Origin of the sequence: Nitrospira sp. MA-1 (assembly GCA_032139905.1) — a bacterium.
GTDB lineage: Bacteria > Nitrospirota > Nitrospiria > Nitrospirales > UBA8639 > Nitrospira_E.
Genome location: JAQJDB010000005.1, coordinates 611,204 through 634,214 on the forward strand (window position 1 = coordinate 611,204; position 23,011 = coordinate 634,214).

Annotated in this window: 21 protein-coding genes; 11 read left to right on the forward strand and 10 right to left on the reverse strand. The window is 48.6% G+C overall.

Annotation, left to right across the window (positions count from 1 at the left end; genetic code table 11):
• Window positions 1-499 precede the first annotated feature (499 nt).
• The 4 genes from PJI16_07190 (at window position 500) to fumC (ending at window position 2,827) form a co-directional block, all read left to right on the forward strand.
• On the forward strand, window positions 500-613 hold the full coding sequence (locus PJI16_07190) for a hypothetical protein (GenBank protein MDT3777341.1): 114 nt from the start codon (window positions 500-502) through the stop codon (window positions 611-613).
• The gene (locus PJI16_07195; protein MDT3777342.1) at window positions 589-672 is read left to right on the forward strand and encodes a hypothetical protein; all 84 of its coding nucleotides are present in this window, start codon (window positions 589-591) and stop codon (window positions 670-672) included. The genes PJI16_07190 and PJI16_07195 overlap by 25 nt, the downstream gene beginning before the upstream one ends.
• Before the next feature lie 182 nt (window positions 673-854).
• Window positions 855-1,403 (forward strand): DUF421 domain-containing protein, encoded by a 549-nt coding sequence (locus PJI16_07200; protein MDT3777343.1) that lies wholly within the window; start codon window positions 855-857, stop codon window positions 1,401-1,403.
• A 20-nt stretch (window positions 1,404-1,423) separates the two neighbouring features.
• Window positions 1,424-2,827 (forward strand): class II fumarate hydratase, encoded by a 1,404-nt coding sequence (gene fumC / locus PJI16_07205; GenBank protein MDT3777344.1) that lies wholly within the window; start codon window positions 1,424-1,426, stop codon window positions 2,825-2,827.
• 44 nt (window positions 2,828-2,871) lie between these two features.
• On the opposite strand, the gene PJI16_07210 is transcribed toward fumC, so the two are convergent.
• Window positions 2,872-3,231 (reverse strand): DsrE family protein, encoded by a 360-nt coding sequence (locus PJI16_07210; protein MDT3777345.1) that lies wholly within the window; start codon window positions 3,229-3,231, stop codon window positions 2,872-2,874.
• Between the two features lie 329 nt (window positions 3,232-3,560).
• On the opposite strand from PJI16_07210, the gene PJI16_07215 reads away from it, so the two are divergent.
• Window positions 3,561-4,577: an alcohol dehydrogenase gene (locus tag PJI16_07215; GenBank protein ID MDT3777346.1), complete on the forward strand. Its 1,017-nt coding sequence runs from the start codon at window positions 3,561-3,563 to the stop codon at window positions 4,575-4,577.
• Window positions 4,578-4,954: 377 nt separating this feature from the next.
• On the opposite strand, the gene PJI16_07220 is transcribed toward PJI16_07215, so the two are convergent.
• Both PJI16_07220 and PJI16_07225 read right to left on the reverse strand, forming a co-directional pair.
• Window positions 4,955-5,197: a sulfurtransferase TusA family protein gene (locus tag PJI16_07220; protein MDT3777347.1), complete on the reverse strand. Its 243-nt coding sequence runs from the start codon at window positions 5,195-5,197 to the stop codon at window positions 4,955-4,957.
• Window positions 5,198-5,219: 22 nt separating this feature from the next.
• Window positions 5,220-5,750: a DsrE/DsrF/DrsH-like family protein gene (locus PJI16_07225; protein ID MDT3777348.1), complete on the reverse strand. Its 531-nt coding sequence runs from the start codon at window positions 5,748-5,750 to the stop codon at window positions 5,220-5,222.
• 262 nt (window positions 5,751-6,012) lie between these two features.
• Here PJI16_07225 and ftcD point away from each other — a divergent pair, with 262 nt between their 5' ends.
• The 3 genes from ftcD to PJI16_07240 all read left to right on the forward strand — a co-directional run bounded on the left by ftcD (window position 6,013) and on the right by PJI16_07240 (window position 8,466).
• Window positions 6,013-6,930, forward strand: coding sequence for a glutamate formimidoyltransferase (ftcD, locus tag PJI16_07230; GenBank protein MDT3777349.1), 918 nt, complete (start codon window positions 6,013-6,015; stop codon window positions 6,928-6,930).
• 132 nt (window positions 6,931-7,062) lie between these two features.
• Window positions 7,063-7,491 (forward strand): CBS domain-containing protein, encoded by a 429-nt coding sequence (locus PJI16_07235; GenBank protein MDT3777350.1) that lies wholly within the window; start codon window positions 7,063-7,065, stop codon window positions 7,489-7,491.
• Between the two features lie 135 nt (window positions 7,492-7,626).
• On the forward strand, window positions 7,627-8,466 hold the full coding sequence (locus tag PJI16_07240) for an ion transporter (protein MDT3777351.1): 840 nt from the start codon (window positions 7,627-7,629) through the stop codon (window positions 8,464-8,466).
• 23 nt (window positions 8,467-8,489) lie between these two features.
• Here PJI16_07240 and PJI16_07245 read toward each other — a convergent pair whose 3' ends face one another.
• Complete coding sequence (locus PJI16_07245) at window positions 8,490-8,723, reverse strand: hypothetical protein (protein ID MDT3777352.1); 234 nt, start codon at window positions 8,721-8,723, stop codon at window positions 8,490-8,492.
• 921 nt (window positions 8,724-9,644) lie between these two features.
• On the opposite strand from PJI16_07245, the gene PJI16_07250 reads away from it, so the two are divergent.
• Complete coding sequence (locus PJI16_07250) at window positions 9,645-10,607, forward strand: hypothetical protein (GenBank protein MDT3777353.1); 963 nt, start codon at window positions 9,645-9,647, stop codon at window positions 10,605-10,607.
• Complete coding sequence (locus tag PJI16_07255; GenBank protein MDT3777354.1) at window positions 10,607-11,707, forward strand: CARDB domain-containing protein; 1,101 nt, start codon at window positions 10,607-10,609, stop codon at window positions 11,705-11,707. The genes PJI16_07250 and PJI16_07255 overlap by 1 nt, the downstream gene beginning before the upstream one ends.
• A gap of 2,475 nt (window positions 11,708-14,182) precedes the next feature.
• On the opposite strand, the gene PJI16_07260 is transcribed toward PJI16_07255, so the two are convergent.
• Window positions 14,183-14,614 carry a response regulator gene (locus tag PJI16_07260; protein ID MDT3777355.1) on the reverse strand — a complete coding sequence of 144 codons (432 nt, stop codon included), beginning with the start codon at window positions 14,612-14,614 and terminating at the stop codon, window positions 14,183-14,185.
• A gap of 416 nt (window positions 14,615-15,030) precedes the next feature.
• Between PJI16_07260 and PJI16_07265 the strand changes: the two genes are divergently transcribed.
• Complete coding sequence (locus tag PJI16_07265) at window positions 15,031-15,903, forward strand: glycosyltransferase family 2 protein (protein MDT3777356.1); 873 nt, start codon at window positions 15,031-15,033, stop codon at window positions 15,901-15,903.
• 171 nt (window positions 15,904-16,074) lie between these two features.
• On the opposite strand, the gene mdoH is transcribed toward PJI16_07265, so the two are convergent.
• The 5 genes from mdoH to egtD all read right to left on the reverse strand — a co-directional run bounded on the left by mdoH (window position 16,075) and on the right by egtD (window position 22,909).
• On the reverse strand, window positions 16,075-18,198 hold the full coding sequence (gene mdoH, locus PJI16_07270; protein MDT3777357.1) for a glucans biosynthesis glucosyltransferase MdoH: 2,124 nt from the start codon (window positions 18,196-18,198) through the stop codon (window positions 16,075-16,077).
• The gene (locus tag PJI16_07275; GenBank protein MDT3777358.1) at window positions 18,195-18,443 is read right to left on the reverse strand and encodes a hypothetical protein; all 249 of its coding nucleotides are present in this window, start codon (window positions 18,441-18,443) and stop codon (window positions 18,195-18,197) included. Before PJI16_07275 ends, mdoH begins: the two co-directional genes overlap by 4 nt.
• The gene (locus PJI16_07280; GenBank protein ID MDT3777359.1) at window positions 18,443-19,984 is read right to left on the reverse strand and encodes a glucan biosynthesis protein G; all 1,542 of its coding nucleotides are present in this window, start codon (window positions 19,982-19,984) and stop codon (window positions 18,443-18,445) included. The genes PJI16_07275 and PJI16_07280 overlap by 1 nt, the downstream gene beginning before the upstream one ends.
• Before the next feature lie 799 nt (window positions 19,985-20,783).
• The gene (locus tag PJI16_07285; protein ID MDT3777360.1) at window positions 20,784-21,836 is read right to left on the reverse strand and encodes an aminotransferase class V-fold PLP-dependent enzyme; all 1,053 of its coding nucleotides are present in this window, start codon (window positions 21,834-21,836) and stop codon (window positions 20,784-20,786) included.
• An 89-nt stretch (window positions 21,837-21,925) separates the two neighbouring features.
• Entirely contained in the window at window positions 21,926-22,909 is a 984-nt protein-coding gene (gene egtD, locus PJI16_07290; GenBank protein MDT3777361.1) for an L-histidine N(alpha)-methyltransferase, read from the reverse strand.
• Between the last annotated feature and the right edge of the window lie 102 nt (window positions 22,910-23,011).

Sequence of the window (23,011 nt, forward strand, 5' to 3'; positions counted from 1 at the left end):
CGGTGCCGTTCTCATATGCTTGTGTGGAACCATATTGAGTGCATCTGGTTCGTGGAGACGTGTTTGATCTCACTGACAGACGATATTGGGTATGGAACGAAAGGTTTTAGGAAAGTACACACGTAATTTCTTTAAACAAAGAATGCCCACTCTATGTTGGCTTCCTTTGAGGGAAAAAGGGGGGTGGATGGATTTGCCTTGTGCATCTTTCGGGAAGGCAGAATGGTAAATAAGCATTTCATTTCAACCCTATCGTAAAAAATGGTTTAAGGAAATATTTTTTCATGCTTTTTGGGGTATTTCTGAAGGCTTGGTTTACAAACTTTATACCTTGACTAATTTTCAGAATTAACCAAGAATCTTTCCATTCATGCACATGTGAAAAATCAATTTTGACTACAGCGATTCTGTGGTGGAAGAAGGTTTATGACTAATTCGGCAAAATCGGAAACTTGGCCCCCCCCTAATTCTGAACGAGTGGGAGGATACATATGGAACCTTGCACATGTGGATGCAGATCGTCGGCAAGGTTCGCTTGACCCAGACCCCCTGGATCGATCGGATACACTTCTTGAATTCCTGCAAACAATGTATGAAGCCGCAGCCAATTTAGCAAAATGGGATCGCGCCTCTTTGGAACCAAGGATCGATCCCAAAATTACAGGGGCATGAGAATCCGGTCGGGATAATGCTCGGATCTTTGCTGGCTCGGTCCGGTGTTCCCGTCTTCATCTTGGAAAAGCATGGTAATTTCCTGCATGTCTTTCGTCGATAGAAAATAGTTAGTAGTTCCCTCAATGGAGGCGAGTGTTTAAACTTCAATTCTGCTGGCGACAGAAAGCAGGGAGGTGCAAGTGGAACATATCTTCTTTGATAATTGGCAGGCGCTGTTCCGAACGGGATTGATCAGTATCCTGGCATATGTCAGCCTTATCACGCTTTTGAGGTTGTTCGGCAAACGTACCCTCTCCAAGATGAATGCCTTTGATTTAGTCGTGACGGTCGCGCTTGGGTCGACGCTGGCAACTATTTTGCTCAATAAAGACGTGACCTTGGCCCAGGGAGTCCTGGCCTTGGCTCTGCTGATAGGAATGCAGTTCGTTGTGACGTGGTCCAGTCTTCGCGTCCGATGGGTGCGTAAGCTGGCCACAGGGGAACCGACAATGCTGTTGTATCAGGGTACATTTTTACCTGTTGCTTTGGGGTGGACACGGGTGACCGAAGATGAGGTACGAGCCGCGGTTCGGAACGCAGGAGCGGCGACGTTGGATGAGGTTAAGGCGGTGGTGTTGGAGACCGACGGCTCCTTCAGCGTAGTTCGAAGGGGTGGAGGTTCCGGAGAGTCCAGCCTCATAGGGGTCAACCGACCGTCGGGTATTCCACCCCCACATACCAACAGATAAGCTATGCCGTTAGAGGAGCCATGACAAAGAAGACAACTAGCGCACGTATCGAAACCGACTCCTTTGGTTCGGTTCCCGTGTCGGCTGACAAATATTGGGGGGCACAGACCCAACGTTCCTTGGAAAATTTTCAAATAGGCCAGGAGCGTTTGCCTCGCCCATTGATCCGGGCGTTGGGGATCGTCAAGCGTTGCGCGGCTCTATCGAATATCCACCTGAACGCCATTGATGAAACAACCGGCAAGGCCATTGCTGATGCGGCACAGGATGTGATCGACGGCAAGTTGGACGATCACTTTCCCCTTGTGATCTGGCAAACTGGTTCCGGCACGCAGTCCAACATGAACGCCAATGAGGTGATTGCCAATCTGGCCATCGAACGTCTGGGCGGGACACTCGGAACAAAAACGCCCGTTCATCCGAATGATCACTGCAATTGCAGCCAGTCTTCAAATGATGTCTTTCCGACGGCAATGCATATTGCGACAGTTGAACAATTGCACCATGTCCTGATTCCATCCCTAGCACATCTGCACCGAGTGTTGTTGGAAAAGTCGCAGGCCTGGGAAGACATTATCAAAATCGGACGAACCCACTTGCAGGACGCCACTCCTCTCACATTGGGGCAGGAATTCTCGGGATATACAACTCAGGTGCAATTGGGGATTGATCGGATTCAGGATGGCCTTAAACGACTGTATCTCCTTGCGCAAGGCGGTACGGCTGTGGGTACGGGATTGAACGCAAAGCCAGGGTTTGGTGAGAAGTTTGCTGAGGAAGTCGCAAGGTATACGCAGCTGCCCTTTCTTTCGGCTTCCAATAAGTTTGAGGCGTTGGCCACGCATGATGCCATGGTGGAAATCTCCGGCGTGTTGAATGTTATCGCCGTGAGCCTGAATAAAATTGCCAATGACATTCGCCTCTTAAGTTCCGGTCCGCGCTCCGGTCTGGGAGAACTCTCCCTGCCTGAAAATGAACCGGGTTCTTCCATCATGCCGGGAAAGGTTAATCCCACTCAATGCGAAGCCATGACCATGGTCTGTGCACAGGTTATCGGGAATCACACGACTATCACGATTTCCGGGGCACAGGGGCATCTTGAACTCAATGCGTTCAAACCCGTCATTGCGTACAACGTGCTTCAATCCATCCGCCTCCTCGGCGATGCCGTTATGAGCCTGACCGATAAATGCATTGTGGGCATTGAACCCAATATCGGACGTATTTCCGAACTGATGGAAGAATCCCTCATGCTGGTCACGGCATTGGTTCCTCGCATTGGTTACGACAAGGCTGCCAAAATTGCTCAAGGGGCTTTAAAGAATGGACGCACCCTGCGAGAAGAAGCTATCGCCAGCGGATTTGTGACTGAAGAAGAATTCAATACCTACATTCGTCCGGAACAGATGATTCGTCCAGAGTAACCCCAACCTCACTTCCAGCATTCTGGATCCTTCGGGGAAGGAATTTAAAACGAAAGACTGCGTTCTCTTTCCGCCACAGCTTTAACATAATCATCCATGCCCTTCATTACCGCACCCACCTCGAGATCAGATTCGTTAATCTGTCGGGCGATCGCACATGCCGAACAGACCCACAGAGGAATACCCTGAGACAGAATGGTATTGGCTAACACCTTCAATGCCGGAAGCCCGACTCCCTGTACACCATCTACCCCATCTTTTTTTGTTAAGACGACGGCCTCGGCCTGAAGCCACAAAACGACCTCATGCCCTTGTTCGTGAGCCGCCTGTGAGGCGATAAACGGAAGGGTGGCCATTGTTGGATCATCCGTCCCCTTACTTCCGGCAATGACAAAGCGTGCCATAGTTTTCTCCTTTTATTACCTTTTTTCTTTCATGCTTCTCCGACACCCTCATCTCATATCACAGGAAAGCTGGATCAGGATTAAGACGGGAACCCCTAATTTGATGGTATCAGTGATGAATGTAAGCCTACACCTCTGTAGAACCCTGGTTTTAGATGGGGCGGGTGAATAATGTTGGCTCCCCCGTTTCCGCCTATATTCATCTTTCTTAGAGTTTTCTGATCTGTCATGATAGCTGGCGTGACATTTTTCGGTACCTGCCTGAGGCTTGTGGTTCGATCGGGTCCAGGCCATGAGAAATTTGATAGTGAATGAAAAGGAGAACATCCATGGAAAAGATGAAAGCCGTGGAAGTCCGACAAGCAAAGGGGCCTTTGCAACTCGTGGAGCGTGAGGTGCTTAAGCCTGGCACAGGGCAGGTTCTTATAAAGGTCCAGGCCTGCGGGATCTGTCACAGCGATGTGTTTACGAAGGACGGTCTATGGCCGGGTCTTGAGTATCCTCGTATTCCTGGACATGAAATTGCCGGAATTGTTGAGGAGATGGGTTCGGGGGTGGAAGGATGGAAACAGGGCCAACGGGTTGGCGTGGGATGGCATGGAGGACATTGCGGCCGCTGTGAACCATGCCGCTTAGGGGATTTTGTTCTATGCCAACGCGGCTTGGTTCCGGGTATTAGTTATGACGGAGGCTATGCCGAATACATGGTCGCTCCCGTCGAAGCTTTAGCGCGCATTCCAGAAGATCTCTCCAACCTTGAAGCGGCTCCTCTGCTTTGTGCGGGCATTACGACATTTAATGCGCTTCGCCATAGCGGTGCGCGCGCTGGTGACGTGGTTGCTATTCTTGGCATCGGCGGTCTTGGACATTTGGCCGTACAATTTGCGAGCAAGATGGGCTTCAAGACGGTCGCCATTGCCAGAGGAAAAGATAAAGAGTCATTGGCGAAGAAATTGGGGGCGCGGCATTATATCGACAGCAGGGCCCAAAATGTATCGGAAACGCTTAAGGGTTTTGGAGGAGCGAAGGTAATCCTCGCAACCGTCACGAGTGGAAAGGCCATGAGTGCGACTATCGGGGGACTGGCCATCGACGGAAAATTGATTATGGTTGGCGCCTCTGAAGAACCGGTGGAAGTACCCATCGTGCAGTTTATTATGGGGCGACATTCAGTTCAGGGCTGGCCGTCCGGTACGTCGTCGGATTCGCAGGATACGTTGGCCTTTAGTGTGATGACAGGTATAAAGCCAATGATAGAGGAGTATCCTCTTGAACGCGCGGCTGAAGCCTATGAGCGTATGATGAGTGGTGAAGCAAGGTTCAGAGTAGTATTACAGGTTAGTTGAAGAGCTCACTCACTGGTCACTCCTCCAATGCTTTTCCTTCGGCAAAAACGGGAATGTGCATAATAAAGAAGCAGTGCGCATGAAAAGAGCCAAGTTAATCCGTGTATAAGGAGACAAGTTCCTCCCACGACCGCTCGACTTTCCATATTCTGAACAAGGCATTTTCCAACTGATGCGTGTTACCCTGGCATGTATATTTTCTCACCTCAGGGAATGACTGTAGGAGGGAAGGCGGGGGACATTCCAAAAAAACTGAGGTTCTGACTAGGGTATTCGTTGTGGAAATTTCGATGGATGGATCTTTCCCCAGCGTCTAATTACTCGGTAGTTGATCAAGTTTGAGACCCGGCAAAGAGATATTCTACAAGGGCAGACTCTCAGGCCTTTTTGACATAGGCTTTGTAGACTTTTTTGTCCGCGGCCCCTTCTTCTTCCATACCCACCATGGCGTGTCCGGTTGTTTCGCACCAGGCCGGCATATCTTTTTTAATCCCTTCGTCATCCGAAATAACTTCAAGGACTTGCCCTGAGGCGAGTTCTTTGATTTTCTTTGAGGTCAGAATGATCGGCATTGGGCAGAAATACCCCAATGTATCGAGTTTAACGTCGGCTGGTATCATGGTTTATCCTTTTGTGTGGTCGTTAGATAAATAAGTTCACGGATCCGTGCCGGGCTTCCGCCAGATAGGTGCTGACTCCGGCGAGTTGGTCGATGCCATCAATGAGCGTATCCTTTGAAATGCCCATGAGTCCCAGGGTTGTGGTGCAGGCAATCATCTTTACATCCAGGTCTTTGGCGGTTTCCATGAGTTCAGGGATGCCGGGCATGCGATTATCTTTCATGACCTTTTTCATCATGGTGGTTCCGAGACCTCCAAAATGAAATCGTGAGAGGGGCAGACGGCTTGCTCCCCCCTTGTTCAGCCATCCAAAGGCACGACGGAGCCAATCCTTTGGAGAGCTACTCATATTTTCCTTTCGGATGGCATTCAACCCCCAAAAGGTAAAAAACATGGTCACTTGCATGCCCATGGCTGCAGCGCCCGTGGCGATAATCAGGGCCGCCATGACACGGTCCATGTCTCCACTCAGGACAACAAGGGTCACTTTATCGGGTTTGGTTTCTTTGAGTTGGGCTAAGGCGGTTGCTGGTTCAACGTGGGTGGCGTTCATGATGTCACCTTCTTTCTCACAAAATTATGGGTCGCCTCTAACAGAGTCTTCGATAAAGGCGGATTGTTACGGAGTATAGCAGTTCTTGGCCTTTGATGGGGTTGATTCTGCCGGGATGCATTATTCACGGCTGAGGCTTACAGCTGATTCGACTATAATATGGTAAATTTTTCGGTGTCAACAAAAGCCTGTTCTGGATTGAGCCTCCATGAGGCATGAAACTCAGGCTCTTAGCCGTGTAGGCATATGTAGGGAAAGGGACATGGATTGCTTGGTAGAATGTGTGCCGAATGTCAGTGAGGGCCGAGACAAAGCCCTACTTGCTTTATTGACTGAGGGTATAAGGTCAGTACCCAATGTGTCCCTACTCGATCTTCATGTGGATTCAGATCACCATCGGTCTGTTTTTACCCTTGCAGGGGAGCCTGAGGCGATGGCCACTGCGCTTTTTCAGTTTATTCAAGAAGCCCAGCATACCATCGACCTCCGCAGACATCAGGGGGAGCATCCACGCATCGGGGCGGTTGATGTGGTGCCCTGGATTCCCTTACGAGGTGTGACAATGGAGGAATGTGCAGGCTATGCAAAAGATTTGGGCCGGCGAGTCGGGCAGGAACTGGGCATTCCCGTCTTTCTCTATGAACAAGCAGCTATCGTGCCTTTGCGGGCCAGGTTGGACGTGATACGGCGGGGAGATCTCTCGGGGTTACAGGAACGGATGTATCAAGAAGCAGATTGGAAACCTGATTTTGGCCCAAATGTTTTGCATCCTACTGCGGGAGCCGTCGCAATCGGAGCCCGTTTTTTCTTAATTGCCTTTAACGTGGTGCTCAAGAGTCAGGATATTCAGGTGGCTCGTCGTATTGCTCGGGCGATCCGGTCTTCAGGGGGAGGCTTGCCTGCCCTCAAGGCCATGGGTGTGCCATTGCCATCAAAAGGGCTTGTGCAGGTGTCCATGAATCTGATTGATTTTCGACAAACCTCCTTGCGAGCGGCATTTCATGCCGTGGAGCGGGAGTCCCATCGGTGGGGTGTGGACATTGAGGAAAGTGAGATTGTGGGCCTGGTGCCGCAGGAGGCATGGGATGTGGATCTGTCTACCGATCTTAAGTTGAAGGATTGGAACCCTGAAAGAGTGTTGGAAGTGGCGTGTGGAAAATATGGCCTTTTCCCTTTGTAAATCATCAGGTACAATAACCGGAAAATGTGAAGATGAATTCCAAGTCCCGCTGTTTTTGAGCTGGGGCACTGAAACTATTCAAAAAAGTAACGAAGTGGGGCATGACCTTCTACTCAAAAAGGAATAAACCATATGAGCGATGATGTCGCAGCTTTAAGGGCCAGTAAGTTTGGGCAGTTAACCGTGGGCAGTGTCATGGAAAAAGAAGTGCAATCGGGCATGAAGGATACGGAAGCCAAGTTGCTGGCTTCTTATATGATGGAAGGATTTGGTTCGGTTCCCATTATCGATGAAACTTCGAAATTGGTGGGAATTGTTTCCGAGTTTGATTTACTTAAGGCCTTGCGCAAAGGGAAAAATCTGGAAGACGTGACGGCAGGTGATATCATGACTGCCAACCCGGTGTCGGTCACGCAGGATACTAATGTGCTGACGCTTATGGATGTCCTGCAAAATAATCATTTGATTCGGGTGCCTGTCGTGGATTCGAAGGGGAAATTGATCGGGATCGTGGCGCGAAGAGATTTGCTTCGGGGATATTTGCAAACATCGGGGAGTTGAAGCTCCCCGAGGAGTTGAGCTACTCCTTTCCTTCACTGTGCTCATTCCTCCCATTTTCCAATACTAATGAATCGGTGCTCGCTCTCTTCCTGATTCCAGGTCGAGAATGTGCCATAAGTTTGTGAGTTAACGACGATGAAAGATCGAGCGAAGCAGATTGTCCACGCCCCATGGTTTGAGTATGGGATCATTGCCTTTATTCTCATTAACGGGGTCATTTTGGGCCTGGAAACCTCATCAGCATTGGTGGAACAGTATGGTGTCCTGATGCATGTGGGTAATCACGTTATTCTTGGGATTTTCATTCTTGAAGCCCTCATCAAAATGATTGCCGTGGCACCTCAGATTGATAGATATTTTCGAGATGGCTGGAACATCTTTGATTTTTCCGTCATCGTGTTTTCTTTGATTCCGGCTACGGGTGAATTTGCCATGATTGCCCGGTTAGCGCGCTTATTGCGGGTGGTTCGTCTCATCTCGACCATACCTGAACTCCGCCTTATCGTTTCAACCCTCGTCAGATCTATTCCCAGCATGATTCACGTCATGACTCTCATGGGCGTGATCTTTTATGTCTATGCCATCATGGGCTATCAGTTGTTTCATGAGCACGATCCCACGCATTGGCGATCATTGGGGATCTCGCTGTTGACCCTCTTTCGCGTCGTGACCCTGGAAGATTGGACGGATGTAATGTATACCGCCATGGATTTTCATTATCTGTCCTGGATCTATTTTGTGAGTTTTGTGGTCTTAGGGACGTTTGTCGTGATTAATCTATTTATTGCCGTGGTGATTAACAATCTTGATGAGGCCAAAGCCGAACGGCTGGCTGAACTTCAGGGACCGGTCACACAAAAAGAGATACTCAAAGATTTGCGAGAAACACAAATAGCCCTCAAGCGCCTAGAGGAACGATTGGAAAGAACATCTGGAGAAAATGTCTTACCCCTATCGAAAGTGTTGAAAGGTTGAATTGCCAAGAAATATAGTGTTATTCATTTGCTCTCTTTTCTCATGACCGCCAATCCGGTATCAGGCGCGCAAGCTAACAAGGTGTGTCGCTTATAAATGTCCGGAACAAAATCATTGGATTCGGGTAGCTGTTGTTGATTCGAAGGGGAAAGGATCCCCTCCACCTCAGAGAGAGTCGTTTGACCATCCGGCAGGACCTTGTTGTCAAATCCCGTTTCCTTCACGGCTGCAGCGGCTACTGGAGTTTCGATTTTCAATGATTTCGATCCAAATCTCTCCGGTCGATAGACGTAAGATCCTGATAAATTCCTTCCCGTCTTCCCAGCGAGAGAGAATTTGAAAATCAGAATGTACATTGAGTGCCATATGGATGCCATTGGGACATTCTATTAACGTCTGACTTCCCTATCCGGTTTTGACCTTATCCCCTCCATAAAAGGGTTGGATGTCTTACCTCTCCAGTTGATCCTGAATACCATCGGTTCGAAATACTCTGAATTCGCCTATGGCTTTCCTCATTCTCATCTTCAGCGAACTACTCCCGCCGTCGTTCCTTATGTAAGGCCAAAGCTGTACAACAGTTTCGATCCTGCTCCCCTCTTGCGTTGGTATTGATTCCAATCTCATTTAACGGTCAGTAACGTGTTCTCTGTGCTCTAGAGCTGTGCCATCTCGATTTCGTCTCATCGTTTGGGCATTGCCTTATATGGCTCTATGGCCTTCCTGTGTCGATGGAGGCATGGAAATGGATAGACAAACCGTTTTCGATGAGGGAAAAAGGCGGGCGGAAGGATCGTTATTTAAAAACTCGGTGTGCGTATCTGAACAGATACGATTCGTATCTCATCTTGTTTTCTTTCCACGATAAAGCTGAGTTGATCGAACAACATCTGGATCGAAATGTACTCAAATTGCCTATGAATATGGGAGATTTTCACTAGCGGAAGTAATTTTCGTTCGCTGAAGATTTTGGCATTGAGGTTGCTATAGCAAGCTGCAGAATGATTTTTTCACATTAACTCACCAAGGAGGGTGCATGGCCAGAAAGCAGATGAACAAGATTCAGATGGTGCGAATGAAATGGACACACGATATCTTCGGGGATCCATAAATGAAGATTAATTCGTCACGATTCCGGCAATTGTGTATTCACGCAAATGAAAGAGAAAGGGCATTCTATGAAACTCAATGGGTTGTTCAAAATAGTCGTAATCCTTGGCATGGTGGCCATCAATTCATCAGCATGGGGACATAGTCCAAACGATGCCGCCGAAGGCGGCCTTCAATCGAAAGTTCGTGAGTCTGGTCTGATTATGTATGGCCAGGTGGTGGATATCCAATATCGAAATTCAGAACCGACGAAAGAGCAACCACAGGGCCTTCCTCATACGTTCGTGAGTTATCAGGTTTTGGAAGTGTTGAGAGGTGATGTCCCGGACAAAAAAGTCACTCTCCGAATTCCCGGTGGGGCCGATGGGCAGGGAGGTGTCTATATGGTTTCGACAGCTCCCGCGTTTGCCCTTGGACAAACCGATGTGTTGTTCGTCAAAGGAGGAGAAAACGACGACTGCCAGCTTGTGGAATGTGTCGAGGGAAGATTTCGTATTCATGAAAATCAGGTGTTGAATGGCTGGGGAGTGCCGGTTGTGGAAGCCCACAAAACTTTACGCATTGGAGGAAAACCACGGTTCGATCTTAATGTCATGGAAATACCTCGCCCCTCGTTTAAAGCCCTGCTGGAACGCCCTGATATGAAGGCTTATATCGATCGAGTGAGCCGGGAGAGCCGACAGAGCTTGAAAGATCTGCAGGCCCGCTATGAGCGGGAAGCTCCAAAAGTCACGACAGTCAATTTAGGCAATCAGATTCTGCCAATCCAAAAAGATGTCGCCGAAGAACAAGAGGCAATTCCAATGGAAACCTACGGAAATCCACTGACTCCCGACGTATTCTTTGACGCCATACGTGAGTGGAATAAACGGGTAGGCGATCCTCAAACTCCAATAGTGATGGCGAATGTGAAAGAACGGTTTGAAGTGCCTGACAATGAGGTCCTTGCTCTTGAAGCCAAGGATGAAGCATTTCCTAAGATCAGTGATGAAGAACGCTACGACATTCATGCTAAGGAGGGACTTCGATAATGAATATGACAAAAATTTTCGTACCCATAGTTTTTACGGTGTTGTGTAGCTCTCCCGCATTCTCAGCATCCTGGCTGGAATGCAATGGAGACAGTGGCAAGAAATTGCGTTGGGGAGGAAATTCCACTACAGCACGGATCAATACCGGCAGTTTCCCGGCCGGGAGTGTCCTGCAGGCTGCCCAACGAGGTGTGAATATTACTAATACAAACCCATCGCCGTTTATGATCAACCATACAACCGAAACTGGTGGAGTGGGGAGTGGAAATGGACAAAATGAAATCTGGGCCGCAAGTATTTCCCCACCGGGAGAGGCACGCATGCGCTATCACTGCTACTGGTTATTTGGATGGCACTATGGGCTGGACGAAGTGGATATTGTGCTGGATTCCACCGGGCGGTCCTGGACTACCTCCCAAAACAAAAACGCCAATTTTACCTACACCGGGTCAAGCCGTCCCATTGATGCGGTCATCGTGCACGAGGCCGGACACTATCTTGGCCTGATGCATGTCAATTGGGAATACAATGTCATGGGTGATTCCTGGCGCCACCATCACGCCAATGGTGGATCAGCTATCACGTACTTCGGGGAAGATGCTTCGCATGGGGCGAGAGTGCTGTATGGGTCACAAAGCTCCTCCTTTAACGATGTGTCCGCCTCGCACTGGCGAAGAACCGGAGCCAGCGGTGAGTATTCAAGTCATGACCGGGTACGGGTCCGGAATAGTGCCAACACAGGGACGTTGACGGGTATTACGATCGCCGGGGAGCCGGGGTATCGAGTAAACCGGGGAAGTGTGGTACGGCCTGAATTTACGATCGAAAATAATGGGAAACAGACTCATGCCAACGTGAGTTTTGGACTCTATGTCTCAACCAATGATTTTATTAGCTATAGCGATACCCGTATCGGTGGTGGAAGCTTTGGGTCGATTCACCCTGCCGATGTTTTCACCACCACGATTCCGGTGATCATCCCCAATTTTCTGAATGCGGGGCAAAATTACTGGCTGGGAATCATCGTTGATGAGGATAACGATATCAATGAGGTAAATGGTTCGAACAATCGGGCTTATATTCCCATCCGGGTCCAGTGAAAAAGGTGAAGATGCAAGTGAGGGATGCAGGTACAAGAACGCCTGTGGTTTTTGGCTCAAAAATGGAATGAGTCTTGGCCGGATCCCCGGGCCTGGTCAATGGGAGGTCAAGGTAGCGGATGCCGTCAGGATTCATGGAGGAATCTTGCACGGCATCGGCTTTTCAAGAATGTTCACGTCGACTTGTCCAAAGGGATCGTTGTTAATCATGTGCCCGTAGAATCAGGCAGTCTAAAGCAGGATGATAAAAATTAGAGTTCTGGCATAAAAGTCCTGTCAGTCAGTGAGAAAAATCCTGAAAGGGGTATTCTTGAAAAATCCGACGGGATGGGGTTCTCCATTTCTGAATGAAGCTAAGACGTTCGAATGCGGTGGCATCTCCGTGGAGGGCACAGTCCACCTTCCCGTCTTCGTGCACTCTCCACACATAATCGCTTTCTCGAAGTAGAAACATTCCCTCCTCACGTGATCGACCGATTGTCATGGTGGCGTTCACCTCTTGCCTCTCCTTTTGGACATTGAGGCGTTGCTGCTCACAGAATTTGTTAACACGTTGGTGCATTCCGAACAACGGACTTCTTCGTTCGTAAAAAATCCAGCTGGATAAAATGTTCTCATCGAACGCAAAACAAATATCCTGCAGCATAAAATCTATAGGTATAGGTGGGCAATAATTCACTTCAATTAACTGTATCAATCGCGAGCATGAAAGTTGTTAAGGAAGGCATGATATGGAGGTCTTCCCCAATTTAGAGTTCATGCCTAGGGTCGCCATAACCAAAACAAAGAAACCAGTCCCAACAGACTTACACAGCTGATGATGATGAGTAAAATACCTTCCATGGTGTTGCCTCTCTTTTTATTCAGTCGTCTGTCATCTGTTCCTGGTTCACAATAAAAGCAACCTTGATGCCGTCGGTCGTTTTTGGCTTCTATACAACCAGGAATGCAAGCTAAATAACTAATTGTAAAGGGGAAAAACAAAGAGGAGAAAATCGTATATTCTAGGAACCTTTGTCCTGTGTGATGTGGGGAAGTACCAGAAGGGGTACATGCCGTAAACATAGGTGGCAGGTAAAAATATATTGACTGGTCCTAATGCAATGATGAGGAAGGGAGCATTGTGCCGGTCCGACATTGAACGAAAATATGTGAAGAATTTGCTGTATAGCAATAGCGTGGTTTTTCTAAATGTCCATCTGCAGAATTTCCGAAATTCAGGATTTGGAATTACGGATTTTAGAATATCGAGTTTGTTGTTGGACGGGGAAACAATTTTGTCTGGGAAAGAAACGCCCCACCATCAACAAATAGACTTGATCGAACAAAATCCTTTAATCCTCCCGGTAAGTCCTGACCCGCCGGTCAAGTCGAACTGCGAGCGCTAGACCATACTTCTTTCAACGGTCTGAAAATATAAAATCCCTTTTGTTTAATTAGCGTTGGTCGTCCTATAGGTCATTCAGTGATTTCGTAGGGCGAGGCCGCGATCTCGGATTACTCCAAAAGCCAGCTATCACCTTTAAATACAACCTAAATTCCTCTCTCTAGGGCAGGAAACAATCCTATAGGACTTCACACCAAACAATGCATGGCCAGGGAGAGTCTCTTCATGTCTGCACCTGTAAGCTATAAAAGTAGAATTTCAATGCTCTACTTTCGGGAACTTAAAAAGGTAGGGCAAACCGAGGCAAGGGGATTTTCTTTGGAATATGGATGTGACCGGGGAATTCTTGGAAGCCGGTCTTTAATCCCAATATGGCTGTCAGGTAATTACGTTCTTTTTCCGGAGCAGACCAGTAAGGGCAATGCGGTCAATTGATGTTCTGCGTTGTTTGGGGTAAACGAAATTGTTTCAGGACTCCAGAGAAATATTGTCTGGGATGTGGTGGACTCTTACGATGGGGGTGAACCGAATGCTATTCGGGTTGAAGGTTTAAAATTTATTATCAGAAAACCAGTCCATGGGGGTGGTGGCTGGATACACGAGTCACGAAGGGAATTGGGAAAGTACTTATTTTTTTAGATTTTTCTCTTCTGTGGGCGGCTCGGTTGATTTCGGAATTGAGATCGTTGACCCTCGACGGGATTGTAACTTTTCTTCCGGAATGGGTATTCGCGGTTCCCATTCCTCGACCAATCCTGCCGTTCCTCGTTGGCCCCATGTGGACAGATTGATGGTGGAATTTTTTCTTAGACGGGTGACCATGCGTACTTTCTCCATGTTGTGAAAGGTGAATAGGATAAATAGTCGTTTGGTAAATGACTCTGTCTGTGTGATTTTCCCTTCAAAATGTATCTAAAATAGGATGTTTTTAAGGAAAAAACACCATTTTAAATTAAACAGCAATTTATATGCCAGACAATTCAGGATTTTATGTATCCTTAGACCTCATGTGGGATATGAGTACCATCAAAAGAATGTAAGTTGGGGCTGAATAGGAGGAGTGCGTAAAGGATGGAAAAGGAGCCTCGTTACTCTGGACCGTTTCGCAAAAAACCAGCTAGTTTATTCAGAATCTTTCCCGGGGAAATGGGCTTTGGCCAAAATTCAGAGGCACCAGCCCTCAAGGCAAGCTCGCTGTTTGTGCTATCGGATTGTGTGCTCATGAGGATAATCGGAGTTCTTTGGAAACTCTTCTGTGCGCGAAGTTGTTCACAGACTTGGAATCCATCAAGGCCGGGCATTTTCACATCCATAAATATCAAGTCGGGTTGAACGCGTTTCGCCTGTTCGAGGCCGCTCTCGCCATCCTCTGCACACACAATCTGATAGCCAATTCGTTCTAAAATATCCCCCAGAATCATCAAATTATCGGGGGAATCATCAATGAGAAGTATGGTGACGGAAACGGTGCCGGATACCTGTTCTAATGTCTGTGGTAAAGATATTGTTATGTTCATCATGCCTCCCTCCAATCTTTGACGTATTGCCTCATATACTTTTGTTACCCATGTAATAAGCAAGGATAGTGCTATGTTGATTTTGTTGTATAACTATTTGAAATATAACTATTTTTATAGAATTTTTCTTGTTGGAACGGGTATTGTGAGGTGTTCCATGAGACAAATAGGATGGGACAGCTAATGGGTTTGAGACAAAGCAAATTTGGGACGTCCAGGAGAAAACCATTCACAAATGAGTGATATCCGTCTGTTCCTGGTGGTCACTGGGGCATTTGATACGGAGATATCATAGGCCGATATCAGAGACCACGAGTGGGGTGGGCTTTACCAAAAAATGATATTTGATGAGGGTTGTCTGAACGTTCATGGTAGTCTACCTGAAATCTCTTTATCATAATTGGTTAATCGAAATTGACATGGAAAAGCTGGAAAATACAAGAAATCAAAAAAATCAATTGGTAAGTATTGTCATTCCCGTATACAACGAGCGGAAAACAATTGAGACGATTGTATGCCGTGTGCAAAATGTGAAAATTTCAAAAGAACTGATCATTGTGGATGATGGATCCACAGATGGAACTCGCGAATGGCTCATCGAGCAGTTCGGTCAGGGGACTTCGGACGAAGAAGCAAGCCAGAAAGAATTGGGTGAATCTGGTGCTGATAGTTCTGGTGTCCGAGTGCTGACTCACCAACGCAATCAAGGGAAGGGCGCGGCCTTGAAAACGGGATTTCTGTGTGCCAAGGGGAGCATTGTCCTCGTGCAGGACGCGGATTTGGAATATAGTCCTGATGATTATCATCGGCTGTTGGAGCCAGTGATGACCGGTCGGGCTGATGTCGTCTATGGGTCCAGATTTTTGGGGGCACGGAAAGGGAATTGGTTACTCGTCTCATATCTGGGTAACAAGATTTTTACTGCGTTAACCAATGCTGCGACGGGTTTATCCTTGACGGATGTATGGACTGGGTACAAAGTGTTTAAACGGGAAGTCTTAACAGATATCTCCCTCGAAGAATCAGGGTTTGATTTGGAATTAGAACTCACACTGAAAGTGGCTCAGAAGAATTGGCGCGTGACAGAGGTACCGATTTCTTATTTACCCCGAAGTAAAGCGGAGGGGAAAAAAATTGGTTGGAGAGATGGGCTTCAGTCCATCAAAACTCTGTATCGGTATTCACCCCTCATAACTCGTCTGGTTGTTTTTCTGGTTAGCCACACATTCCACTGCATAAGAATTTTTAAGAAGAGTCACCCCAGTCTTATCTGGCTAGGCCTTCGGAAATAAGTTGAGTCAACATTAGAGAAATTGTCCACGCATTCCCGCGTGATGAGGAAGCCCAGGCATAGAACATTTGGCTACCTTGAAGGCCAAACCCTCTGCCCCTGTCATATTTCATTTCTCAAAGGTCATCCTGGTGGATGGTCCAAGGGATGTTTAGGTGCTGGTCAAATCCGGTCAGTGTTGGAAATGATGCTGAAGGGCTTTGCCCCAGTAGGAATCCGGTTGAGCTTGCCATGCCTGCTCGTGCAGCCATTGCAAACTGGCGCGGTCGCGTACCAGGTGACAGAGTTCTTTTTGCGTGAGGGTGTGCGGGCCATGTTGAAAGCATCGTTTGCGGAGCGCGAGGATCATTTCCTGTTTTTTCCCCCCACGATGCGCATGAGCCATGGCTTGATGTACCTGGTTCAGCACCGGATCCAGGATAGCCTGTATGGCGGGAGAAGAGCGCTCAGTGTATGTTTCTAATTGAGGATAGGTCCTGGCATAGACATCGTCCAGCAATGGTGAGCCATGACGTTCCTCAGGAACTTGTAAGAATCCCCAGCGTTTCAGTCGTTCACCGGGTCCTACCCGACTGAGAAAGACGGAGGTGGGCGCGGCAAATACGAGTGGACCTGCGACCGGAAGGGACCAGAAAAAAAACATCTGATCAAGCCAGAAAGCGAATGCGGCCCAGGATCCGGCAATCAGTGTTCCTGGTGCCTGATTTAAAATTGCGGCTGACCAGCCGGTTTCATCTGTTCGATTCTGGCCAGCCCACCGCAACGACGTGTTGAGCAGGGCTTCTACCACAAAACGGCTATGGGCCAACATGCGGATGGGCGCGAGGAGAGTGGACACCATTATTTCCAGCAAGACACTAATCAGGAGTCGAATGATGCCACCGTGCTGTTTGCCTCGTCGACATCGGATGACATCGATCACCGCCAGAAATTTTGGCAAAAACAGCAGAAACAAGGTGCTGCTGGCTAGAATGATGGCCCATTCCGGATTCCATTCAGGCCAATGGGGAAAGAGGCTATGAGGTTCCGGAAAGTAATTAATGGGATATAGCACTAACCGTGCGGCCTCAATCGTGGTTAATACCAAAAAAATTAACCATAACGGGGAGGCCAGATAGGACATTATCCCGTTCAAAAATGCCATGCGATGGGCAGGCCGCAAACCAGGTTCAAACAGCATGAGCCACATGTGCTGTAAATTGCCCTTGGCCCAGCGTTTATCGCGTTGCAAGTCATCCACAAGGGTGGGAGGGGATTCTTCATAACTGTGAGAGAGTTCCGGTTCCAGCCAGACTTCAAACCCGCCCCGTCCCATAAATGAGGCTTCCACAAAATCGTGACTGAGAATAGGGCCATGAAAAAGTCCTGGTCCGGGAAGCCGCTTCAGGCCGGCATGTTCCATAAACGCTTGGGTACGAAGAATGGCGTTATGGCCCCAGTAGACTGCTTCCCCAAGCTGTAGGGAGGCAAGGCCTGTCGTAAACAGTGGGCCGTAGATATGATTGGCAAATTGCTGGACCCGTGCAAACATTGAACGGGAATTGATCAAGGTGGGGCTGGTTTGCAGGATGCCTGTTTGAGGTTCAGCCTGCATGAGTTGCACCATCGTGACCAGGGTGGATCCGCCCATGAGACTATCCGCATCCAGGACGATCATGTACTCATAGCCGGAACCCCATCGGCGAAGAAAGTCGGCAATATTGCCACTTTTATAATGTTGGTTCAAAGACCGGCGCCGATAAAACAGATGTCCGCCCGCTCCCAATTCGTTACATAATCTATGCCAGGCGGCTTGTTCAGCCAGCCACACATCCGGATTGCGGCTGTCGGAAAGAATGAAAAAATCAAAATGGTCAATCTGCCCTGTCTGTTCTAATGAGCGATACATTGCGCGGATGCCGCCGAACGTCCGCTGAATGGGTTCGTGGTAGATCGGCATGACCACGGCTGTCCGTGCTAGGGGTTGAGTGCCTAACTCTGCAGCGGTATGGCGTCCCAGTGGTGAAAATCGATCCCCGCCGAAACACCGGAGGACAAATCCGAATATGCCAATCCAAAATCCAACGGAAATCCAGAGGAATAGCACAAAAAACAGGGCAATAATCGCCATCTCCAGGAAATTCCCCCCATGATAGGGAAGGATGGCCGTCATATACGAAGCGGCCACGAAAGATTGAATGAGGACTAATACGGTGAGCAGGCCACGGCGGAGTCCTGCGGCAATTCTCCAGCTTATTCGGCTGGGGGCGGCTAGCGAATGCTGGGCCTCGGCGATTGTGGCTTCACGAATTTTCATGGTTTAAAACTCATGCTGCCGCGTGTGATCGGTGGAGCGGTGGTTGGAAGTTCAGGAATTTGAAGGGCAAAGTGGTCATGGATTCTTGTCATCACAAATTGCAGTGGATCTTCCTCTTCTGATGCCAATCCGGCTTCAACCAGAGTGAGAGCCCGCAGGGTGACCTCGCGAGTTAGTTCCACTCCCATGGCCGACAGGTAATCGCAGACTCGTGAAAGAGTATGTTCGGCAATCGATCGGGCCATTATTCTTTGTCTTGTGCCAGAATGTTATTGTTCGTTGGTAGGCGGTACGTCCAGGTTTCCGTTAAGGTTGCCAAATCAGTTTTGAGAAATGCCCGCAAATGAAGCGGCTTTTTGTCTTGAGGTTTGGCCAGGATGGACAATCGCCATCCGTGTATCTGTTCATGATACTCCACAAAATGTTCCAGGATGTCGCTATTATCCAACACCGTGACCTGGCCGCTGATGGGAGCATCGGGCGGCATTTTGCTCAGTGGGCCACCCGCAAAATCGATAATGATGCGATACGCCTGCGGAACATTTCCTCCCCCGATACGATTACCGTCTCCGATAAAGGTATTGACCACGGTTCCCAACGGATTTTGTGAGAGAGTGGCCTTCCCAAAACTCACATCATAGGCCATTTCTAAAGGGGTCTCCCGGGTTACGGGCGCGACGGGTGTCCAAAATGCGACGATGTTGTCATGCGTTTCATTGGGGGTAGGCAGTTGGACGAGCACCACTTTTCCCTGTCCCCAGTCACCCTGTGGTTCGACCCAGGCGCTTGGACGTTTTTCATAATGCGCACCGAGATCTTCGTAGCCGGAAAAATTTTCCTCACGTTGTAATAACCCGAATCCTTGTACATTCTCCGTGCTAAAAAAATCCATTTCCAGGTTGGCAGGATTCATTAAGGGGCGCCACAACCATTCACGAGTGAGGCCATCATGAATCTGCAATCCGTCCGAATCATGGACTTCCCGGCGCCATTCTCCAGCTGGTCGTGGGGTATTCTCGCCATAAAAAAACATGCTGGTCAGCGGGGCAACACCTAATAACTGAATAGGTTTTCTGGGGAAGAGTTGAGTGCGTACCTTCATCTTCGTCTGGCTACCGGGAACAATGGTAAATTGATACGCTCCAGTGAGACTGATGCTGTCCAGTAACCCATAGACCACCATTTCTTTGGCATCCGGAGACGGGCGTACCAACCAGAATTCCGTGAATGAAGGAAATACCTCCCCGCTGGGGAGTCCTGTATCAATGGCCAGGCCTCGTCCTGCTAGCCCGAACACGTTTTCCTTTCCGACCCCCCGAAAATAACTCGCCCCTGCGAAAACCAGAAACTGATTTTGCTCATTTTTGTTTTTCAAGGGAAATGTCAGCTTGAATCCCGCAAATCCTACGTCGGCCGGCACCCGTTTTTCGATTTCGGGGTCGGCAAAAACAAAGTCGCTTTTCTTAAAAACCAGCGGGCGTGGACCTTCGGAGTCGATGACGTTGAGTGTCACGGGGTGGGTGTAATGCAAACCCGGAGTCAGTAACATGACTTGGAAATTTGAATTACTCTCTTTCCAAAGACTGTGTTCAGGATTAAACCGGATCCCTTGATATGCTTCGTAGGATATTTCCCGCATAATTTTGGGGATGGGTTGAGGTGCTTCATAGGGTTTATCTGCTAAAGCTTTCGCTCTCTGCACCACTTGATCGAATGTGAAACCCGCTGCAACATGCAGGGGGAACATCAAGAACATCGCGATCATACCGGCAAACAATAATCTCATCACTGACGCCCCCGTTAATAAAGATTATGAAACTGCAATCGCCCATATGAAATATCCCATTGAGTCCAGACCTGACAAAGGTTTGCTCGATGGGGGAGGTTATTCTGAGTTGGCTAAGAGGGGGATGGTCCACCTGCCTTATCTGTGCCCGGTCACCCATTGTACTACATGGGTATATGAAAAACTGAGGGGATGAGGGGAATTTATTGGGAGAAATCCCAGGGGTAAGAGAGGTGGATCTCTTTCTTCCATTGGATTTGGGAGACAGGGGAACCATTTGAGACGGTAGCACGCAAAAATATGGTCCTGGACAGTGTGAACAATTCCTTGAGGCAATTCTCGTCTTAGGACTGAATGAGAATATATTCTTAATCAAGGATAATTTGGACTCGATTATAGCATAATCTTATCCGGCATCTACCCTTGTTTTTGTTGTTTTTAAATGGTTTTTTAATTAGATCACACGATTCTGGAATATTATCGAATGATAACTGCGATTGAAAGAGGAACCGGAGTACTATCCAGGAGTGCTCATTTCATTAAAATGAACCCGGGCAAACCAGGTTGCTCCCTTCGGTAAGCATGGTGCTGGCCGGCTTTGCTGGTTGCCTATGGGCCGGATCCGAGGAAATGGGCTGCATGCTTTTAGCGCCGAAGGTCTTAACGAGGTAATAGTATAAATTGTGTGCCCAGTATGTAGGCAATTACCCTTTTATCTCATGTCAGGGTGCAGTTAGGGAGCGCTTCGAAATTGTTCAACATAGAAAAACCCAAGGTCGCTCTAGAGATGCAGGGGGCCTTATTTATTTGAAAGTGAGGTAAACAACGCAAGGGTTGAGCGGATGTCGATATCGGGAGTATCCGTGGTCCAGGAGACGCGTATCGAAAGGTTTGAGGGAAAGGAGGGATGGGTGAGAGTTTTCCAGGCAAGGGATTGAGTGGTGGAAAGTGTGTGCATGGTCTGTTCCGTGCGTTCGTCAAGACAGACGAACGATAAAATGCCTGGAGCATGTGGCCCGTCCCATTCTATCGTCCGAATACATGAATTTGGTCGGAGACAGGCTTTCCACTCCTCTCTAAACCCTTCAAGAACTTGGTTGTTTGAACTTGTTTGAGCCTTGAGATGGCAGGCTTTGGCGAATCCGGCGATCAAGCCGATGTTTTGAGTGCCTAATTCATATCCGGCCCAATAAGGTTGTGTTTCCTGGTGACTGTCCTTCCCGATTATCAGCGCGCCGGTCCCCATTGGACCGGTGCACCATTTATGGCCAGGGAAAAAATACGCATAGGGAGAAATCTCTTGGAAGGAAACCGGAATATGTCCGATGGCTTGTGCCCCGTCTACGATGAGCGGCGTGTGGTGTGACTGAGCGAGGTCCTGGATTGTGGTGATAGGAAAAATACGCCCATCAAAATGAGAGACGTGACTGATGACGATGGCCTGAATGGGTTGTTCATCCAATGTGCGTTCAAGAGCGGAAAGAAACCCTGAGGGGGCATCCGGGTCGAGTGCAATGACGCGGACGCCACGGTCATTCAGTTTTTTTATTTCATCGAGAATCGTGGAATTTTCATGTGTGGTGGTCAGTAGCACATTTCCGGATTTCCAATTGATTCGAGAAAGGACAAGACTGCACGCGGTTGTGGTATTCGGCATGAAGGCGAGCCGTTGTTCATCGTTCAACGTCAACCAATCCGCAATGGACCGTCGACATCGTTGAAGGGTGTCCCGGTAATATTGAATGCCGGCATCCGCATACAACAAGTGGCTGAACGTTTCGAGTGTCCTGGAAATCTCTTGCTGCACCTCATGATTGAACGGAGCGAGGCCAGCCGGGTTGAGATAGATCATGGGAGTAAGTTGGCGGAGCACCCTGCGGTAATGAGGTTAATTCGGATCTGAGCCATGATGGAGAAGGTCCTGCCCTTCTTGAACCCGGCTTAGGGTTTTTTTGCGAGCGCGAGACCAATCAGGCTGTCAGGGTCCGAGTACCATTTGACCAAGGCAAAACCCGAAGAGGCCAGAAGTTCTTCGGCCAAGGGTCGGTCATATTTCGTGCTGATTTCTGTGCGGATTTCCTCCCCTTGCTTGAGGTGGACCTTTAAGTTTAAGTCCTGAATGCCCAGAGTTTGATCTTCTCGCGACCGGAGCCACATCTCGATGCGATGGTCGGCTTCATTATACCGCGCGACATGGTCAAATGATTCTGAATCGCTCTGACTACCGAATTGATTATGAAGCACTCGAATAATATTCTTGTTGAATTTTGCGGTGATGCCCTGCTGGTCATTATATGCGGCTTCCAGCCGATTACGATCCGTAATAAGTTGGACACCCAATAAGAAATAATCTCCCGGTGCCATTTCTGAATTCACAGAGGAGAGAAACTCGTGAGCGGCGGTAGCAGGAAGATTGCCAATGGTTCCTCCAAGGATGACCACGAGGCGCTTGCCGCCTTCCGGAATATGCTCCAAATGGACCAGGAAATCTCCCACCACGCCATGGATGTGGAGTCCTGGGTACTCCCGGACCAGCTCTTCGGAGACTCGCCGGACAATGGCTTCATCGACGTCAAAGGGGACGAAATAGTGCAGTTGGTTGACGTTGGCCATGGCATCGAGGAGGACTCGCGTTTTTGTGGCCGCCCCCGATCCTAATTCCACAAGTTCTTCCGCTTCGCTGATGCCGACGATTTCATCAGCCCATCGGGTGAGCAGTTGATGCTCGGTGCGGGTTTGATAATATTCCGGCAACTCACATATTTGCTCAAAGAGGGTGGATCCGCGTTCATCATAGAAGAGTTTGGAAGGAAGCGTTTTGGGATTTGCCAATAGGCCACGGGTAATTTCGGTTTTTAGCAGATCCGGGTCTTCTCTGGTTAATGGAAGATCGATGGTAATTGATGGATCTGTTTGCGATGTCATGAGCTCTCCTTGGGTGTGCACCGTAGTTAATCCTCTGGCCTCCACCCTCAGGCAGCAGCGCAGACGGCGCGATTTTTAGAATAAGATGGAAATGAAATGTTC

Excerpts from the sequence above, each read along its gene's own strand:
- PJI16_07280 (MDT3777359.1), bottom strand. The coding sequence starts at position 19,984 with ATGAGATTATTGTTTGCCGGTATGATCGCGATGTTCTTGATGTTCCCC.
- PJI16_07255 (MDT3777354.1), top strand. The coding sequence starts at position 10,607 with ATGAATATGACAAAAATTTTCGTACCCATAGTTTTTACGGTGTTGTGT.
- egtD (MDT3777361.1), bottom strand. The coding sequence starts at position 22,909 with ATGACATCGCAAACAGATCCATCAATTACCATCGATCTTCCATTAACC.
- ftcD (MDT3777349.1), top strand. The coding sequence starts at position 6,013 with ATGGATTGCTTGGTAGAATGTGTGCCGAATGTCAGTGAGGGCCGAGAC.
- PJI16_07235 (MDT3777350.1), top strand. The coding sequence starts at position 7,063 with ATGAGCGATGATGTCGCAGCTTTAAGGGCCAGTAAGTTTGGGCAGTTA.
- PJI16_07250 (MDT3777353.1), top strand. The coding sequence starts at position 9,645 with ATGAAACTCAATGGGTTGTTCAAAATAGTCGTAATCCTTGGCATGGTG.
- PJI16_07215 (MDT3777346.1), top strand. The coding sequence starts at position 3,561 with ATGGAAAAGATGAAAGCCGTGGAAGTCCGACAAGCAAAGGGGCCTTTG.
- PJI16_07210 (MDT3777345.1), bottom strand. The coding sequence starts at position 3,231 with ATGGCACGCTTTGTCATTGCCGGAAGTAAGGGGACGGATGATCCAACA.
- PJI16_07195 (MDT3777342.1), top strand. The coding sequence starts at position 589 with ATGTATGAAGCCGCAGCCAATTTAGCAAAATGGGATCGCGCCTCTTTG.
- PJI16_07275 (MDT3777358.1), bottom strand. The coding sequence starts at position 18,443 with ATGGCCCGATCGATTGCCGAACATACTCTTTCACGAGTCTGCGATTAC.
- PJI16_07240 (MDT3777351.1), top strand. The coding sequence starts at position 7,627 with ATGAAAGATCGAGCGAAGCAGATTGTCCACGCCCCATGGTTTGAGTAT.
- fumC (MDT3777344.1), top strand. The coding sequence starts at position 1,424 with ATGACAAAGAAGACAACTAGCGCACGTATCGAAACCGACTCCTTTGGT.
- PJI16_07285 (MDT3777360.1), bottom strand. The coding sequence starts at position 21,836 with ATGATCTATCTCAACCCGGCTGGCCTCGCTCCGTTCAATCATGAGGTG.
- PJI16_07220 (MDT3777347.1), bottom strand. The coding sequence starts at position 5,197 with ATGATACCAGCCGACGTTAAACTCGATACATTGGGGTATTTCTGCCCA.
- PJI16_07260 (MDT3777355.1), bottom strand. The coding sequence starts at position 14,614 with ATGATGAACATAACAATATCTTTACCACAGACATTAGAACAGGTATCC.
- PJI16_07225 (MDT3777348.1), bottom strand. The coding sequence starts at position 5,750 with ATGAACGCCACCCACGTTGAACCAGCAACCGCCTTAGCCCAACTCAAA.
- PJI16_07265 (MDT3777356.1), top strand. The coding sequence starts at position 15,031 with ATGGAAAAGCTGGAAAATACAAGAAATCAAAAAAATCAATTGGTAAGT.
- mdoH (MDT3777357.1), bottom strand. The coding sequence starts at position 18,198 with ATGAAAATTCGTGAAGCCACAATCGCCGAGGCCCAGCATTCGCTAGCC.